Genomic DNA, 16,771 nt, shown 5'->3' on the forward strand with positions numbered 1-16,771 from the left:
GCTTCAAAAGAAGCCCAGTGGGTTGCTGCTGTAGCTGACCAGCAGGTTCTTGGTCTGTTGGTAGTGATCCAGCATCATCTTGTGGGTCTCGCGACCAATGCCGGACTTTTTGTAGCCGCCAAAGGCAGAGTGTGCGGGGTAGGCGTGATAGCAGTTTGTCCACACCCGGCCTGCCTGAATTTCCCTGCCCATGCGGTACGCCAGGTTCATATCCCGAGTCCACACCCCGGCACCGAGCCCGTATTGGGTATCGTTGGCGATTTCCAGCGCCTCTGCCTCGGTCTTAAAGGTGGTAATACCCAGGGCCGGCCCAAAAATTTCTTCCTGAAAGATTCGCATCTTGTTGTGGCCCTTCATCAGGGTCGGTTCAATGTAGAAACCGCCAGACAGATTGCCAGGCAACTGCGTGCGGCCACCACCGATCAAGATTTCAGCGCCTTCGCCGCGGCCGATTTCCAGATATGAGAGAATCTTGTCCATCTGTTCCTGGGAGGCCTGGGCGCCAACCATGGTGTCAGTGTCCAGCGGGTTGCCCTGCTTGATCTGCTTGGCTCGAGCTAGAACACGATCCATAAAGTCGTCGTACATACTTTCTTGAATCAGCGCCCGCGAAGGACAGGTACACACTTCGCCCTGATTAAAGAAGCCCAACAGCAGACCTTCTACCGCTTTGCTCACGTAATCTTCTTCCTGGTCCATCACGTCGGCGAAATAGATATTGGGCGACTTACCACCCAGTTCGACAGTGGAAGGAATCAGGCTGTTTGCCGCGCATTTAAGGATTTCATTACCCACCGCCGTAGAGCCGGTGAAGGCCAGCTTGGCAATACGAGAGCTTGACGCCAGTGGCGCGCCAGTCTCGACACCAAATCCGTTAACAATGTTCAGGGTGCCGGCCGGCAACAGGTCACCGATAAGCTCCATCATGACCAGGATACTAGTGGGGGTTTGTTCTGCCGGCTTCAGCACCACACAGTTGCCCGCCGCAAGCGCCGGCGCCAGCTTCCAGGCCGCCATCAGCAGCGGGAAGTTCCAGGGAATAATCTGACCGACCACACCGTATGGCTCGTGAAAGTGATAAGCCACTGTGGTTTCGTCCAATTCTGCGGCTGTGCCCTCCTGAGCGCGCAGACAACCGGCAAAATAGCGGAAGTGGTCTACCACCAGCGGCACATCGGCATTCAAGGTTTCGCGAATACCTTTGCCGTTTTCCCAGGACTCGGCAACGGCCAGCATCTCCAGGTTTTGCTCAATACGATCGGCAATTTTTAGCAGGATATTTGAGCGCTCAGTGGGAGACGTTTTGCCCCACGCGGTTTTCGCCTTGTGCGCCGCATCCAGTGCTTTTTCTACATCGGCACTCGTCGAGCGGGCGACTTCGCAGTAAGGCTGGCCAGTCACGGGAGTCACATTGGCAAAGTAATTGCCATCAACCGGCGGGACCCACTCGCCACCGATAAAGTTGTCGTAACGCTGCTTGAAAGTAATCAGCGAGCCAGTTTCGCCTGGTTGTGTATAAATCATTGTCCGAACCTCTCTGTGAGCTTATTCACTTACTATTAACGTTGTGCCCTTAAGGGTGTTCCGGGGCTCCACACTTTGATGCTACTGCCGCGAATCCATATCGGTAACTGTACTTTGGTCCTCTGAAGACTCCGCCTTTGGTAGTAAGTAACCACCGTAAAAAAAGCCGGACTGATCGCTTCTGCGAAAATCCGGCAAGCCACGACCCAAGTGGAAAAGAAAGGCTGCGATCAATCGCAGCCACAACAGTTTAAAAATTGGCAATCAGGCCAAACGCCATCGTCGAGGTTTCTTCCTCGGCGCCGCCGATATCCAGGGTATTCACGTTGTACTCAACAACGGTACGCAACACCGCATTGACGTCGTGGAACCAGGCTACTTGAGTGGTTTCGTTATTCCACTCAGCGTTGGTTTCTACCGTGGTTTCACCATATGACAGGACAAAACGCTCACTGCCAGTGGTATAGGCGCCCTGAATGACGTAACCATCACTGTCCACCTCGCTGCCATTTTCCGAAATCAAGTTTTGCAAGCCCAGCGCGGCGTCTGTACCCGGCCCCAGCAGCAAGCCCAAACCTTCACCGGAGAAACCGGACGCGTGCAGAGATAGCGACCCCAGCTTGACTTTGGCACCGTAGGACAAGCCACTGGAGTCGACATCGTCAACACCCGCCGCATCGCTTTCCGAGCTCTGCTGCAAAAACCCCAGCCAACCGGTAAAGGTATTGCCATCGCCCATAGAACTAGTAAAGGTCAACTCCCCTTCAAAGCGCGGCATTTCCTCTTCGCTGGTGCGACCCGGATTGGTATCGGTGGTGGCATTACCAGGGTCGACAACCGCCAGGGCCAGTTTGAAGCCACCGGCAAATTCGGGAGTGCGGTAAGTAATTTGCGCGTGGGGGAATGGATAGAAATAACCACTGCCGATATGGCCAAACGACACACCCTGGCCATCGATCAGGCCCAAGGTATCGTTAACAGCGCCATAGCCCTGCAGCATTTCATCCAGGAAGATATTGGACCGGCTAAACAGGGTGAAGTCCTTACCAAACAGCAGCTGGCCAAAATCACCGTCTACCGTGGCGTAAAACTGACGCACATCGATACCGGTAGAGGTCACCGCACTATCACTGTCGTTAATCGTCACCCAAAAAGAGGAGCGGCCACCCAAAGTCAGTTCATCGACTTTTTTGCTGAAATTAAAGCCAACCCAGTTGGGCAGCAGCCCCATCTTGACTCGGGATTGGGTGCGATCATTACCTGATATCTCATTATCAGAATCACTGCGTACAAAGAAGGTGTTAAAGGATGCATCGACAGAAACGCTTGTATCCGCTTCGTTATATAACTCCACCGCACTAAAGGCTGGAGAAGCACAAGCTAAGGCAGAGGCAGCTACCAGAGCATGCCGTATTATTAATTGCTTATTCATATTTACCCCCAAAATAGGATAGTGGCTTCTGGATTTGGAGCGGGACGACCAATAGGTCTACCCGCTTCCCATCAGGTCAATACAGCGATATTGACTGACACCACTATCCAAAATGAGGACAACACAGCCCATACAACCTTGTAGTGAAGTATGTGGTCATTTAGTCGTGCGCGAAGCGGTGCAAAAGAACTACATCCAAAGAAGGAGGTAGAGAGGTAAGTTAAAAGAAAAATGGCCCGTCACGAGGTTGTTTGTGACGAGCCAAGAGAAATATGCAGGCTGAAAAACCCTACCAGTGGTAGTCCAAACGCAACAACCAGGTTCTCGGCGGCGCAGGGCTCAAGAAACGCGGATCGTCATTCTCGAGGTCTTCCAGTACTTCGTCGGGCTCGCCATAAAGTCCGAAGCGTTCGTACTCTTTATCAAGCAAGTTGCTGGCTTCCAGCGATAGGGTCCAATCTTTTGCTAGCTGGTAGCGGATGTAGGCATTTACCAGCACATAGCCATCGGTTTTATCATCGACATTTGCCTCATCTCCCCGCAAATACACACCGGAGCTGGCATTGACTTCTACACCGCTTTGGATGCGCTCCGACCACGAGTAATCCGCAGCCAGCTTGATAGTATGTTGGGCTATCGCCGGGATACGACTCCCCGATTTGACCTTGAGCTGGGCCTCATCAGCCGCCGGATTATTGGGCGAAAATGAGATATAGTCGTCTTCATAAGTGGCATCTAAATATGTGTAGCCCAAGCCGATATCAAGACTTTCAAACTCTGCAGACAATTGCGTCTCGACACCTCTATGCAGGGTATCGCCGATGTTGGTAAAGAAGCCTTGATTAGAGGACACGCCGCCCGTTGTCTGAAAATGAATGTCGTCTTTGTTCACAGTATGGAATAACGCAATATCCCAGTGCCACTGCTGGTCAAACTGCGTACGTACCCCCAACTCAACACTCTGGGACACGACATCATCCAAGGGCGGATCGGCCAAGAAGGTGTTGGGCAAATTACAGGGCGCCTCTGGATGAGAGCAGGCAAGCTCCACCGGGGTAGGTGCACGGGAACTCTGATATAGTCCGCCGTATAACTGCGTTTGATCAGACACCATCCAGGCCAAACCGATACCGCCATTCAACTGTGAATAGCGGTGAGACGCTGTGAGTTCAGGCCGCTCTCCAGACTGATCCTTGCCAGCCACCTCGACACTGTTGAAACGCATCGACAGCTGCAACACCAAATCTTCAGCCGGTACAATGGTGTTGCTGAAATAGATGGCCGCCATATCTATATCTGAACGCAAGGCGGTATAACCTTCTTCATCATATAGTCCTGAACGTGTGGTGGAACGATTGTCCTTGAGCTTGGCAAACTCTACCGACGAGTCAAAATCCGTCGTCCCAGCAAGATAATCTACGCCCAGCGTCCAATGATTGCGTACATCGCCCAGCAGCGCAGTCTTATAGAAGGTTAAACTCGCTCCCCAGGTATCCTGATCCCGCTGGCTAATATTGTTGATGGCATTGAACTCACTGCTCACCGGGTTACCATTTTGGTCTTCTGCCTGCTCACCGCCCTCTTCCTCTTCTTCACAGAGAAAAGCATCGTTGGGCGGCTCACATTCGTCTTTATCGGAACCATCGCCATTAAAGGCATCACTGCGTATTTGGCGGAAAAACAGGTTGCCTGAAAGTCGGGCATCACTGTCAAACCAGTGATTCATAACTAGGTTAACCATCGACATATCGTTTTCTGTTAAGTCGGGATGGGTAAACACAGCCTCACGATCCTGCTCAAGCAGGCCGATGGGGACGGCGCCATTGCCCTTGAGTTCACTCTGAGATTGATGCAGGTAAAGATCCCAATGTGTGGAGTCGTAGTGGCGTGACAGCGCGACATAGGCATTTTGTGACTCAGTAGGAGAAAAATCGCGCCAGCCATCTTCTTCGTAGCCTTCTAAGTTAAGATACACACTCCATCCATCGCTCTTGCTGCCATACTCTGTCACAATAGAGCGTGCGCCGTAACTGCCGACACCGGCACTTATCCGCCCCCCTTCAAAATTAAAGCCATTTTTACCGGCCATCACGATCGCGCCGCCCAGCGCATTCTGACCAAATACTGGGTTCGGACCAGCGACAATAGCCATTTCAGAGACTGTACTTTGTGGCAGGAGGTCCCAGTTGACCGTATCGCCAAAACTTTCATTAACACGCACACCGTTGAAGTAGACAACTACGCCCTGCGATGACCCCAACAAGGGGGACGCCGCATAGCCACGAAAGCGTACATCGGGTTGCAATGGATTATTCTGTGCATCGTTAACAGTGATGCCCATAGCCCGCTGGTCCAGATATTGCGCAACCGAATAGCGGCTCGATTTTTCCAAATCCTCGTTATCAAATCGCTGGACGTGCATCGGCCCCTGATCTGACAAAAGATCAAGCGCCAAAGGCGAGAGACCAACAACTCGAACCTCTTCCATATTGTTTTCTTGTTCCCCGGCGACCACACCCATGCAAAGCGACGCCGACGCAAAACCCAACAAAAAAGCCCTGGCAATCAACATCGATCAGTCTCCTCGTATTCTAGATTTTATATATATTGCTTTTAAGCCTACCTCAGCTATTTCTGCCGGCAATTCGACTTGTGGCGCTTAAATCTCCTCCTAAATTACGACTTTAGTGCTATTGCCCCGGTTTGGCCTTGGTACCGATACTGATTCATCCAAAAAAATAATGTGTATACCGATATCGCGGCCACGCCATCACATCAGTTACGACAGGGACTACCGGGGAGTTAGGTGTGACTCAACATACAGACAGCCCTACCAGAGCAGGACGCGGATACTGGCTCTATTCGACCTTATTGGCGGCTATCATTGCGCTGATTACGAGTATGTATACGGTGCGCGCATATGCTGGCAACGACCTTGAGGCAGATATCTACGCGTTGTTTCCCAGCGCAACCCGACTGGGCGAAAAAGACCCCAAGACGGAGGTGTGGCCGGTCTACCAGCTCCACGAACTATTGGGCTACGCGTTTGAATCCATCGAATTTGCTCCGCTGAAAGGATTTTCAGGCGAGCCGATCAATCTGCTGATTGGGCTCAACACCCAGGGTGAGTTATCCGGAGTAAAAGTCATTCATCACCACGAGCCGATATTTTTACACGGCTTGGGGCCCAGGCCGCTGCTGGACTTTATCGACCAGTATAAAAACCACCGAATTTCCGAACGTTTTATCGTTGGCAAACACGGCACCGATGCCGGCAGTGCTTATCTTGATGGCGTCACCAAGGCCACCGTCTCGGTCGTGGTGGTTAATGACATTATCTTGTCCTCAGCGAGACAAGTGGCCCGCCAGACCTTGCAGGAGTTTGCGCAGCAAAGTCCGGTGGCCGTTAAAAGCTCTTATTTCAAGCCGATGCAGTGGCAAGAACTACTATCTAATGGACTGATTCAAACACTGCAGGTCAGCCAGAGAGACCTCGAGCAATCACTTGGAAGCGAGCTGAGTGAATTTGCCTTTGAGGATTGGCAGCTTGAGCACGATCACGCGACCCTTTACATCGCTTACCTCAATGCCCCTATCATAGGTAAAAACATCCTGGGTGAAGCTGGTTACCAACGACTCAAGACAAAACTGGCCGATGGTGAGCACGCTGTTGCGATGATGTCGGAGGGATTATTCTCTTATTTGGAGTCCGACTTTCAACCCGCCACGTCTCCCAAACGCGTCGCGCTGAATCAGAGCAACTTATCCATCGCGATTCGCGATATGAATTTTTTTAGCTACAACCCACTTCAGCTATCGCCCAATACACCCGACTTCGAGGATTTTCGTATTTTTCGGATCAGCCCACAAACGGGCTTTAACCCCGGTGGCGATATGGAGATACAACTCAAGCTGAACCTTAAAAAGAATCACTTGGTAGAGAAAGAAGCGATTTTTACCGAACACTACCAGCTGCCTGAAACCCTATTCGATAAAGTAGAAACACCAGTACGCCCCACGATCAAACCAACCTGGGTAACTGTATGGGAAAATCGCAGCCTCGATACCTTGATACTGCTCGTAGGGCTGCTAGTACTCACTATCGGATTCAGCTTGCAGAAACGTTGGCTGGGATACAGTCGGCACTTTCCCTGGATCCGCTGGACGTTTTTATTTTTCACCCTGGCGTTTATTGGTATATACGCACAAGGTCAGCTTTCAGTGGTCAATATCTTCACAGTACTACTTGCGCTTCGAGACGGTTTTGATATCACCGTTTTTCTTTTGGACCCGATTATTTTTATCTTGTGGATTTTTACCTTTGTCAGCCTGTTTATCTTTGGTCGCGGCTTATTCTGCGGCTGGCTCTGCCCCTTTGGCGCCATGCAAGAGTTCGTTGCCAAGATAGCTGAAGTGCTGAAAATTCGGCAGTGGACTATCTCCGACAGCACCCATCGCAAGCTGACAAAAATTAAATACCTTATCCTGGGCGTACTAGTGATCACCAGCCTGGTGTCGCTACGGGCTGCTGAACAGGCTGCTGAAGTGGAGCCCTTCAAAACCGCTGTGACCCTCACTTTTATCCGCGAGTGGCCCTTTGTCATCTACGCGCTTCTGATCCTTGGCACAGGACTTTTTATTAACAAATTCTATTGCCGTTATGTTTGCCCCCTGGGGGCCGGCCTGGCAGTACTTGGGAAATTTCACCACCTGGAGTGGCTCACCCGCCGCACGGAGTGTGGCTCTCCTTGCCAGCTGTGCCGTAAAAAATGCGGCGTCGATGCTATACGACGCGACGGCTCAATTGACTACGACGAGTGCGTTCAGTGCCTTGAGTGTGTGGTGATACTGGAGGACCCATTCCAGTGCGCGCCTAAAATTCTGGAGACAAAACGACAGCAAAAAACACCACTGGCCCATGCCGTTAAGCTGATACAGGTCCCTTCAGCCAAATAGACACCGCTTTTTAAAATCCTCCATCCGATATATCCAAACAGGTGGTATCCATGCTGAGCAATAACTCGGCCTGGGACTGGGTTTTTGGCAGCTCGTAGCGGAAGAAGTAGTGGCAGGCCGAAAGCTTGCCATGATAGAAATCTTCCTCAGACGAGCCTGCAGCCAAGGCCTGACTTGCCACCAGCGCCATTCGCAACCATATCCAGGCCACCACCGTTTGCCCTGTCATATCCAGGTAGGTGACGCTATTAGCCATCGCCGCCGACAACTGTCCTGTTGCGGCTGCTTCGGCCAAAGCCTGGCTGGTACTGTTAAGTCGAGCAGTGGCCTCCTCAAGCGCCTTGCCCCATGCCTTTAGCTGCGGATAGTCCGAGGCTTCAGCAGCTGTGGACAGCATCGCTGCCGCCAACACCTTTAGGCCCGCACCCTGTTCCTTTAGCAGCTTGCGGCCCAACAGATCCATGCTCTGAATACCGGTGGTGCCCTCGTGAATCTCATTGAGACGGTTGTCGCGATACATCCGCTCCACCGGAAAATCCCGGGTGTAGCCATAGCCCCCCATCACCTGAATGGCATAGTGGTTGGCTTCCAGGCCGTGCATGGAGGGCCAGCTTTTAACCACCGGCGTTAACACTGCCAGCAGTGCGGCGCGTTCCTGTTGCTCGGGCTCAGTGCCCATGCGAGCTTGATCCACCAGCGCCGCTGCATAGCTACACAGGCCCATCCCCCCTTCTGAAATAGCCTTCTGCGCCAGCAACATACGGCGCACATCGGCGTGCTGGATAATTTCCACCGGCGGCGTCGAGGGGTCGGGATTCAATCGTCCCTGGGTTCGCTCCTTGGCGTAATCCAGGGAGTAGCGGTAGCCAAACCAGGCCAGCTGCGCCGCTGAAAAGCCCACACCGATCCGCGCCTCGTTCATCATATGGAACATCCCGGCCAGACCTTTGCCGGGTTGCCCCAGCAACTCGCCGACACAGGGTGAGTCCTCCCCAAGTACCGGGACGGTATTCACAATACCCCGCTGCCCCATTTTGTGATTTAGCCCCGAGATCACCACACCGTTGTGCTCTCCCAGGCTGCCGTCGTCATTGACTCGATATTTGGGAACAAGAAACAGCGATACGCCCGCACTGCCCGGCGTCAGGCTGCCATCGCGGTTTTCGATCTTGGCCAACACCATATGGACGATATTGTCGCTGAGGTCGTGATCACCACCGGAAATCCACATCTTGCTGCCGCGCAAATGATAGCTTCCATCGGGCTGGAGAGTGGCTCGGGTGCGAATATCCCCCACCGACGACCCGGCGTGAGGCTCCGACAGCATCATAGTGCCAAACCATTCGCCACTCACCAGCTTGGGTAGATAGCGCGCCTTTTGCTCCGTAGAGCCCACCACATCCAACATATTGGCCGCTGCAGCGGTGATAAACAAATAACCCACACCGGTGCCGGCATGAGCCATAGTGGGTACGCTCAACATTTGCGACACCGAGTAGGGCAAGCCCATACCGCCCCATTGCGGACTGAAGCCAGCCGAGAAAAAACCGCTGTTTATATAGGCTTTCAGTGCCGGCTTTAGGCGCGGGTGATTCCACACGCGCCCGTCTTCCAGGCGCGGCTCGTTAGCATCCAGCAGGTCCGCCATACCGACAAATTCGCGCTCGGCAATATCAATCACCGCGTCCAGCATCGCCTCGATATCGTCGGTAGAGCACTCCGAGTATTCTGGCAACGAAAGTGTCGATGCCACATCGCCAAATTCAAACAACCAAAAAGCGAGATCGCGGCGGGTAAACAGTTTGTCACTTATCATTATCTATCTCATCAGTAAGCGAGAGGTGTCGAGGTAGACCAGACAGGCGCCATGGCAAGGGCATACGCGCCGGCGGCGGATACGGACTCGATCAGAGCCGACCCATTGTATCGCGAATTGCCGCATCATCGGCAAATGCACGCATCAGATCCCGCCAACTGACGACACCCAACGGTTTATTTTCCGCGCTCACCACCGGCAGGCAGGAAATCGCGTGCTGGCACAGTAAATCCACAGCATCGGTAACGGTGTCCTCTGCCGAGACGGTAATGGGATCCCGGGACATGATTTGGTGTGCCCGCTTGTTAAGGGTCGCCAGGTCCCCGGCTGACTCCGCGGCTGTTCCCAAATTGGGACTAATAGCCCTGAGCAAATCGCGATCGGAAATCACACCGACCAGCAGGCCAGCGTCAACCACTAACAGATGATGAAAATGGCAGCTATCCAACAGGCGCCGAACCTCCGACAGCCGGTCGTCCATCTCCACCGTCACCACCGGTTTGCTCATAATGTCGGCCAGCTTCATTTAACTCTCAGCCGAGCCGCCCGGCGGACTTATCTCAAAGTGGCTTTCGGTGATCTCACCGCTCAGTCGCATTTTCACCATCATATTGTTTTCTGAGTCAGCAAATTGTAGCGCGGTCTCCCGTGATACCCTGCCCTCTTTATAGAGGCTAAACAGGGCGTGATCGAAGGTCATCATCCCCATGTCAGTGCTCTGCTCCATAGCATCTTTCAGGGCATCCACATCCCCCTCCTCAATCAGCTCAGCAACAAAGGGAGAACGCAGTAGGATTTCTACTGCGGGGACACGCTTGGTATCCACACCCGGCACCAGACGCATTGCCACCACCGCTTTAAGATTGAGGGATAAGTCGGCCAGCAGCTGGCGGTGAGCGCTGTCGGGAAAGAAATTAATAATTCGATTCAATGCCTGATTGGCGTTGTTGGCATGCAAAGTCGCTAAACACAAGTGCCCGGTCTCGGCATAGGCAATCGCGTGCTGCATGGTCTCCTGGTCGCGAATTTCGCCGATCAGGATCACATCTGGCGCCTCCCGCATGGCGTTGTGCAGGGCTGAGGAAAAATCCAGTGTGTCGAGGCCAACTTCGCGCTGGTCAACAATAGAACGCTTATGGCTGTGCAGGAATTCGATGGGATCTTCGATACAGAGAATATGCCCGGTACGAACGCTGTTGCGGTAGTCAATCATCGACGCCAGGGTTGTGGATTTGCCGGAGCCTGCCGCCCCCACCACTAACACCAAGCCGCGGTTGAGCTGTATCAGATCTTTTAGTTTTTCGGGAAGGTTAAGAGAAGCCAGGTTGGGAATGTGGCTTTTAATATAGCGAACGACCATGGAGACTTCACCGCGTTGGCGGTAGAGGTTAAAGCGGAAGCGGCCGATATTTTCAAAACTCACCGCAAAATTGAGCTCCATGGTGCGCTCAAAGGTTTTTTTCTGCTCGTCGGTCAGTATCGAGTATGCCAACTCCTTCACGTGATGCGGTTGAAAGACGGCTTTACCGATCGGGTAGCTGCGCCCCTCTACTTTGAGATTGGGCGGTGCCCCGGTGCTCATAAATAAATCGGAGGCATCTTTCGCTACCATCAATTCAAGGTAGGCAAGCAGGTTATCGGCCATCGGTCCTCCCAAGCGTCCGTTCCGGCATCGATAGCGTCAAGGGCACACCTAGCCCCAACGAACAACACCGTCACTGCATAGTGATCGGGAAATGGCGCGCCTTCAAGCCCCCACAAGTCCACCAAAACAACAATAGGTTTTAGCAATCGAAAACCAAATATAAATCGATTATGAAAACAACAACCAGAGTGGTGTACTGACGTTGAGCAAGAGCAAGGCGAGCTTGATCGTGTGACTCGGAGGCTAACGTATGAATTGTCGGACTATCGAATACATTGTCAGCTTAGCGGATACAGGGTCGATGAAGTTGGCTGCAGCCAAGTGCAACGCCACAACAGGGACCATCAGCCATCAAATCAGCAAACTGGAGTCCTACTTAGGCACTAAGCTGTTTGTCAGTCGGGCCGACCCGGTCACGCTGAGCGACCGAGGCAAAGACCTTCTGCCATTGATGCGCCAGGTAGTCGAAAGCTTGAGGGATATCAATAGACTGGCAAGGATGGACGCCTAATCTATATTTGAACTTGTCAAAGCACGATTGCCAACAGCGGGCTTTTTGCTACCTTAATTAGGTTGAAAAAAGCCCAAGCACCGAGTCCTACAACACTATTAAGCACAAGTAGCACTATAACCCCGATAATAGACAGGAGCGTTACGATGAATGAGACAAAATCCACAGCCGGGAAGTGTCCCGTCATGCACGGTGGCAAAACCAGTGTGGGGACGTCCAATATGGATTGGTGGCCCAACGCACTGAATCTCGACATTCTCCATCAGCACGACAGTAAAACCGATCCTATGGGGGAAGGCTTCGACTACGCTGAAGAATTCAAAAAGCTGGACTTGGAAGCGGTAAAGAACGACCTCAAGGCGTTGATGACCGACAGTCAGGATTGGTGGCCCGCAGACTGGGGTCACTACGGTGGGCTGATGATTCGTATGGCCTGGCACGCCGCCGGCACCTACCGGATCGCTGACGGCCGCGGCGGTGGCGGCACGGGCAATCAGCGCTTCGCTCCTATCAATAGCTGGCCCGACAACGTCAACCTCGACAAAGCTCGTCGTCTGTTGTGGCCCATCAAGAAAAAGTACGGCAACAAGTTGTCCTGGGCCGACCTGATTATTCTGGCTGGCAATATGGCCTATGAGTCCATGGGCCTGAAGACCTTCGGCTTCGCTGGTGGCCGGGCCGATATCTGGCACCCGGAAAAGGACATTGACTGGGGCTCAGAGCAGGAGTGGCTGGGCAAAAACCCCGACCGCATGAAAGACAGCGAGCGGGACGCCCTGGACAACCCCCTGGCCGCAGTGCAAATGGGCCTGATCTACGTCAACCCCGAGGGTGTGGACGGCAACCCCGATCCCCTGAAAACAGCTGAGGATGTGCGCCTCACTTTTGCCCGCATGGCCATGGACGATGAAGAGACTGTCGCCCTTACCGCCGGCGGTCACACCGTGGGTAAGTGCCACGGCAATGGCGATGCAGAAAAGCTTGAAGCAGACCCCGAGGGCGCCGACATTGCCGAGCAGGGCCTGGGCTGGCGCAACCCCCAGGGCAAAGGCTTTGGCCGCGACACCATCACCAGTGGCATCGAAGGTGCCTGGACCACCAACCCCACCCAGTGGGATAACGGCTACTTCTCACTGCTGCTCAACTACGAGTGGGAGTTAAAGAAAAGCCCCGCCGGCGCGTGGCAGTGGGAGCCCATCGATATCAAAGAGGAAGACAAACCCGTCGATGTCGAGGATCCATCAATTCGCTACAACCCCATCATGACCGACGCGGATATGGCCATGAAAATGGATCCGGCCTACCGGAAGATTTCCGAGCGCTTTTACAAGGACCCCGATTACTTCTCTGAGGTTTTCGCCCGCGCTTGGTTCAAACTGACCCACCGCGACCTGGGCCCCAAAAGCCGCTATCTGGGCCCAGATGTGCCGACAGAAGATCTGATTTGGCAGGACCCTGTCCCCGCTGTGGACTACAGCCTCAGCGAGTCAGAGATAGATGCCATCAAATCCCAGATTCTCGATAGCGGCCTGAGCGTCAGCGAACTGGTTGCTACTGCCTGGGACAGCGCCCGTACCTTCCGCGGATCCGACTGCCGGGGCGGCGCCAACGGCGCCCGTATCCGCCTTGCGCCACAAAAAGACTGGGAGGGCAACGAGCCTGAGCGGCTGCAAAAAGTCTTGCGCACACTGGAGGGAATCCAAGGTTCGCTCAGCAAACCGGTCAGCCTGGCTGATTTGATCGTGCTGGGTGGCACGGCCGCCGTTGAAAAAGCGGCTGCCGAGGCCGGCGTCAAAGTGAATGTTGAATTTGCACCGGGTCGCGGCGATGCCACTGACGAAATGACGGATGTCGATTCCTTTGCGGTGCTGGAGCCCATCCATGACGCGTACCGCAATTGGCTTAAGAAAGACTACGCGGTCCCCGCCGAGAAACTGATGCTGGATCGCACCCAACTGATGGGCCTGACCGCGCCGGAAATGACGGTACTGGTGGGCGGCATGCGAGTGCTGGGCACCAACCATGGCGGCAGCAAGCACGGCGTATTTACCGACCGGGAGGGCGTACTCAGCAACGACTTCTTCGTCAACCTGGTGGATATGGACAACAGTTGGGCACCGACGGGTGACGGCCTCTACGAGGTCCGCGACCGCAGCAGCGGCGATGTGAAATGGACCGCCACCCGGGTCGATCTGGTGTTTGGCTCCAATTCAATCTTGCGTTCCTACGCCGAGGTGTACGCCCAGGACGACGCCAAAGAGAAATTTGTCCGCGACTTTGCCAAGGCCTGGACCAAGGTAATGAATGCAGACCGTTTTGACTTGAGATAAGGGTAAAAAAAACCGCCGTGGCCTTATAGGCACGGCGGTTTTTCATTGACGGCGCAGACAGTTAAGCAAACTGTTCGCGCAGTACCTTTTTCAGGATTTTACCGGAAGGGTTGCGGGGCAACATATCGACATAAGCCAGCTTTTTAGGGATTTTAAAACCGGCCAGCTTGTCTTTGCAGAATGCTGTGAGGCTTTCTATGTCGAGCTCTTTGCCATCCTGAGCTACCAATACGGCCAACGGTACTTCGCCCCACTTGTCATCGGCAACACCGATCACCGCGGCATCGGCAATATCGGGGTGGGCCAGCAATACCTTTTCCAGCTCGGCGGGGTACACATTTTCACCGCCGGAGATGATCATGTCTTTCACCCGGTCTTTGATGTAGAGGTAACCCTCGTCATCAATAAGGCCAGCGTCACCGGTGTGTAACCAGCCATCCTTCAAAGTCGATGCTGTGGCTTCTTCCCGCTTCCAGTATCCCTTCATCAATTGCGGGCCGCGCACCAGGATTTCCCCAACCTCGCCAGCGGGCAGCTCCTCGCCGTTATCGCCGATAATTTTCAGCTCCGTCTCAATCACCGGCTTACCACAGGATGTTAGCAGCTCGGGTTTTTCCTCCATGGCGCGATGGTGATCTGCCGGCGTCAAGAAAGTAATCGCCGTAGTTGCCTCAGTCTGGCCATAGCCCTGGGCGAAGTCACAGCCAAACACCTCGACACACTGTTTGAGCAGGCTCGGTGCCAGAGGTGAACCGCCGTAAGAAATCAACTTCAAGGACGAGAAGTCGTACTTGTCCAGATCGGGCACCATGAGAGCAAATTGCAACATCACTGGCACCGCCGCCATGGCGACGATCCCGTCGGCGGCAATGGTCTCCACCATGGCCTGGGGGTTGAAATCCCGATGAATCACAATGCCGCCGCCAAACATCAGCGTCCACAGTGAACCGGCCAGGCCAACCGCATGGAAACTAGGGGCAATCATCAGACCCTTATCACCCGCTCGCACCGGATAACCGTGACTCACCGCGGCCTGAAAGGCATTGGTCACCAAGCCACCATGGGTCAACAATGCCCCCTTGGGCACACCGGTGGTCCCGCTGGTATACATCTGTACCAGCACATCACCGGCATCGTTTTGACGTGGCTCAACTGGCTCGGCGTCAGCCAGCCACTCATCCATACCCGGCACACCGCTCAAATCTCCAAAAGTGCAGACCCGCGGCAACGCCTCAAGAGGCTTGCTCAACAGCTCGCTAAACTCGGCATCGTGGAACAGCGCTTTGATCTCAGCATCGCCGGCAATCTGGGCAATTTCGGTACCGGTAAGGCGATAATTGATGGCCACCGGTACCACGCCTACTGTGGCGCATCCCAGGAACAACAACAGATTATCCACGCCGTTTTTACCTAAAATGCCCACCCGATCTTCAAAGCCTAAACCCTCAGCGCTCAGCCTGGCACCGATCTGGCGAGCCCGCTGCCAGGCCGCGGCGTAGTCAAGATCCAGAACCTCGTCCCGGGCAAACAAAAAACCCGGACGAGTCCGGGCATGAAAAGCAATATAGTCAGTGAGATTGTTCAGCATTTTTATTCTCCTTCTAAAAAGCAGGGGCTAACTTACAGCGGCGGTAGGCTCCTCACTCTGCCAGGTCCCCGCCGGGTATATCGTCGGCTGGATGGCGAAGTTGTGCTGCACCGCCAGATCGTACTGGCGCAATTCCGGTTCCAATAACTGCCATACACGGCGGTTGTTGTAGAACGGTGTCGACGGGTACATATGGTGGATCAGGTGATAGTTCTGCCACTGAAACAGCGGACTCATCAACCACTCCCAACCAGCGCGAATAGCGGTCGCGCGGGTAAAGTTATCGGCCTGTACCGTATCGTGGGGCACATGGGGCAACCAAAAAAAGCTGTATCCCAACAACAAAAATATCAAGCGCGACGGCACAAACCACAGCCAGAAAATATGCCACCCGTAACCCCAGTAAATCAACAGCGCAAACAGGCAAACCGTCAGCATTGCCATATACAGGGTTTTACGCAGCTCGGGCGTGGATACCTTATCACCGTGACGTATCGCGTGACGGAAATAAGCCAAATCAATCAGCATCCATCGCAGCGGCAAGCTCCAGACCGGCCCTTTAAAGACCATATCCGGATCCTTCTCGCTGTTGGTAAAGCGGTGGTGCAGGCTATGCCCCCAGCGAAACAGCTTCAGATTGACATAGGGAGACCCTAGAAACGCGGCGGACTGACCTAGCCAATCATTGACCTTGACGTTCTTGGAGATACTCCGGTGAATGGCATCATGGAGGATGCTAAAACCCATGTAGCCCATGACGGTATTGATAATAGTGCCGACCCAAAGCGGGTACAGCGCCATGACCGCCATGGTGTAGTTGGCCAGCGTAATGCCGACCACTACAACCCATTGCACCACGGTTGGCCAGGAAATCACCGGGCGCGATGTCAGGCGTTTCAGCTCTTTCCTTTGCGCATCGTCCAGGTGGGCAAGGGTCAAAGGGAGTTTATGCATCTCGCGTATATCCTC

Annotated in this window: 11 protein-coding genes; 3 read left to right on the forward strand and 8 right to left on the reverse strand. The window is 53.8% G+C overall.

Annotated features, from left to right (window positions below):
• Positions 1 to 3: 3 nt before the first annotated feature.
• The 3 genes from exaC to I6N98_RS16365 all read right to left on the reverse strand — a co-directional run bounded on the left by exaC (position 4) and on the right by I6N98_RS16365 (position 5,528).
• A complete protein-coding gene (gene exaC, locus I6N98_RS16355) occupies positions 4 to 1,524 on the reverse strand; it encodes an acetaldehyde dehydrogenase ExaC (protein WP_198569390.1) in 1,521 nt (506 codons plus the stop codon).
• A gap of 250 nt (positions 1,525 to 1,774) precedes the next feature.
• Positions 1,775 to 2,956 (reverse strand): porin, encoded by a 1,182-nt coding sequence (locus tag I6N98_RS16360; protein WP_198569391.1) that lies wholly within the window; start codon positions 2,954 to 2,956, stop codon positions 1,775 to 1,777.
• A 289-nt stretch (positions 2,957 to 3,245) separates the two neighbouring features.
• A complete protein-coding gene (locus I6N98_RS16365) occupies positions 3,246 to 5,528 on the reverse strand; it encodes a TonB-dependent receptor (protein WP_198569392.1) in 2,283 nt (760 codons plus the stop codon).
• A gap of 338 nt (positions 5,529 to 5,866) precedes the next feature.
• Between I6N98_RS16365 and I6N98_RS16370 the strand changes: the two genes are divergently transcribed.
• On the forward strand, positions 5,867 to 7,912 hold the full coding sequence (locus tag I6N98_RS16370; RefSeq protein ID WP_198569393.1) for a 4Fe-4S binding protein: 2,046 nt from the start codon (positions 5,867 to 5,869) through the stop codon (positions 7,910 to 7,912).
• A gap of 10 nt (positions 7,913 to 7,922) precedes the next feature.
• On the opposite strand, the gene I6N98_RS16375 is transcribed toward I6N98_RS16370, so the two are convergent.
• From I6N98_RS16375 to I6N98_RS16385, 3 genes are all read right to left on the reverse strand, one after another.
• Positions 7,923 to 9,728: an acyl-CoA dehydrogenase family protein gene (locus I6N98_RS16375; protein ID WP_198569394.1), complete on the reverse strand. Its 1,806-nt coding sequence runs from the start codon at positions 9,726 to 9,728 to the stop codon at positions 7,923 to 7,925.
• A 91-nt stretch (positions 9,729 to 9,819) separates the two neighbouring features.
• Positions 9,820 to 10,254, reverse strand: coding sequence for a CBS domain-containing protein (locus I6N98_RS16380; RefSeq protein ID WP_198569395.1), 435 nt, complete (start codon positions 10,252 to 10,254; stop codon positions 9,820 to 9,822).
• Positions 10,255 to 11,373 (reverse strand): PilT/PilU family type 4a pilus ATPase, encoded by a 1,119-nt coding sequence (locus tag I6N98_RS16385; RefSeq protein WP_198569396.1) that lies wholly within the window; start codon positions 11,371 to 11,373, stop codon positions 10,255 to 10,257.
• A gap of 250 nt (positions 11,374 to 11,623) precedes the next feature.
• On the opposite strand from I6N98_RS16385, the gene I6N98_RS16390 reads away from it, so the two are divergent.
• Both I6N98_RS16390 and katG read left to right on the forward strand, forming a co-directional pair.
• Positions 11,624 to 11,884: a LysR family transcriptional regulator gene (locus tag I6N98_RS16390; protein ID WP_198569397.1), complete on the forward strand. Its 261-nt coding sequence runs from the start codon at positions 11,624 to 11,626 to the stop codon at positions 11,882 to 11,884.
• A gap of 146 nt (positions 11,885 to 12,030) precedes the next feature.
• Positions 12,031 to 14,214, forward strand: a complete 2,184-nt coding sequence (katG, locus tag I6N98_RS16395; protein WP_198569398.1) for a catalase/peroxidase HPI — start codon at positions 12,031 to 12,033, stop codon at positions 14,212 to 14,214.
• A gap of 61 nt (positions 14,215 to 14,275) precedes the next feature.
• Here the strand turns inward: katG and I6N98_RS16400 are convergent, their stop codons facing one another.
• On the reverse strand, positions 14,276 to 15,802 hold the full coding sequence (locus I6N98_RS16400) for a long-chain-fatty-acid--CoA ligase (RefSeq protein WP_198569399.1): 1,527 nt from the start codon (positions 15,800 to 15,802) through the stop codon (positions 14,276 to 14,278).
• 27 nt (positions 15,803 to 15,829) lie between these two features.
• Positions 15,830 to 16,756 carry a fatty acid desaturase family protein gene (locus tag I6N98_RS16405; RefSeq protein WP_198569400.1) on the reverse strand — a complete coding sequence of 309 codons (927 nt, stop codon included), beginning with the start codon at positions 16,754 to 16,756 and terminating at the stop codon, positions 15,830 to 15,832.
• Positions 16,757 to 16,771 lie beyond the last annotated feature (15 nt).

Origin of the sequence: Spongiibacter nanhainus, assembly GCF_016132545.1 — a bacterium.
In the GTDB taxonomy this organism is placed as follows: domain Bacteria; phylum Pseudomonadota; class Gammaproteobacteria; order Pseudomonadales; family Spongiibacteraceae; genus Spongiibacter; species Spongiibacter nanhainus.

Excerpts from the sequence above, each read along its gene's own strand:
- exaC (WP_198569390.1), bottom strand. The coding sequence starts at position 1,524 with ATGATTTATACACAACCAGGCGAAACTGGCTCGCTGATTACTTTCAAG.
- I6N98_RS16360 (WP_198569391.1), bottom strand. The coding sequence starts at position 2,956 with ATGAATAAGCAATTAATAATACGGCATGCTCTGGTAGCTGCCTCTGCC.
- I6N98_RS16365 (WP_198569392.1), bottom strand. The coding sequence starts at position 5,528 with ATGTTGATTGCCAGGGCTTTTTTGTTGGGTTTTGCGTCGGCGTCGCTT.
- I6N98_RS16375 (WP_198569394.1), bottom strand. The coding sequence starts at position 9,728 with ATGATAAGTGACAAACTGTTTACCCGCCGCGATCTCGCTTTTTGGTTG.
- I6N98_RS16380 (WP_198569395.1), bottom strand. The coding sequence starts at position 10,254 with ATGAAGCTGGCCGACATTATGAGCAAACCGGTGGTGACGGTGGAGATG.
- I6N98_RS16385 (WP_198569396.1), bottom strand. The coding sequence starts at position 11,373 with ATGGCCGATAACCTGCTTGCCTACCTTGAATTGATGGTAGCGAAAGAT.
- I6N98_RS16390 (WP_198569397.1), top strand. The coding sequence starts at position 11,624 with ATGAATTGTCGGACTATCGAATACATTGTCAGCTTAGCGGATACAGGG.
- katG (WP_198569398.1), top strand. The coding sequence starts at position 12,031 with ATGAATGAGACAAAATCCACAGCCGGGAAGTGTCCCGTCATGCACGGT.
- I6N98_RS16400 (WP_198569399.1), bottom strand. The coding sequence starts at position 15,802 with ATGCTGAACAATCTCACTGACTATATTGCTTTTCATGCCCGGACTCGT.
- I6N98_RS16405 (WP_198569400.1), bottom strand. The coding sequence starts at position 16,756 with ATGCATAAACTCCCTTTGACCCTTGCCCACCTGGACGATGCGCAAAGG.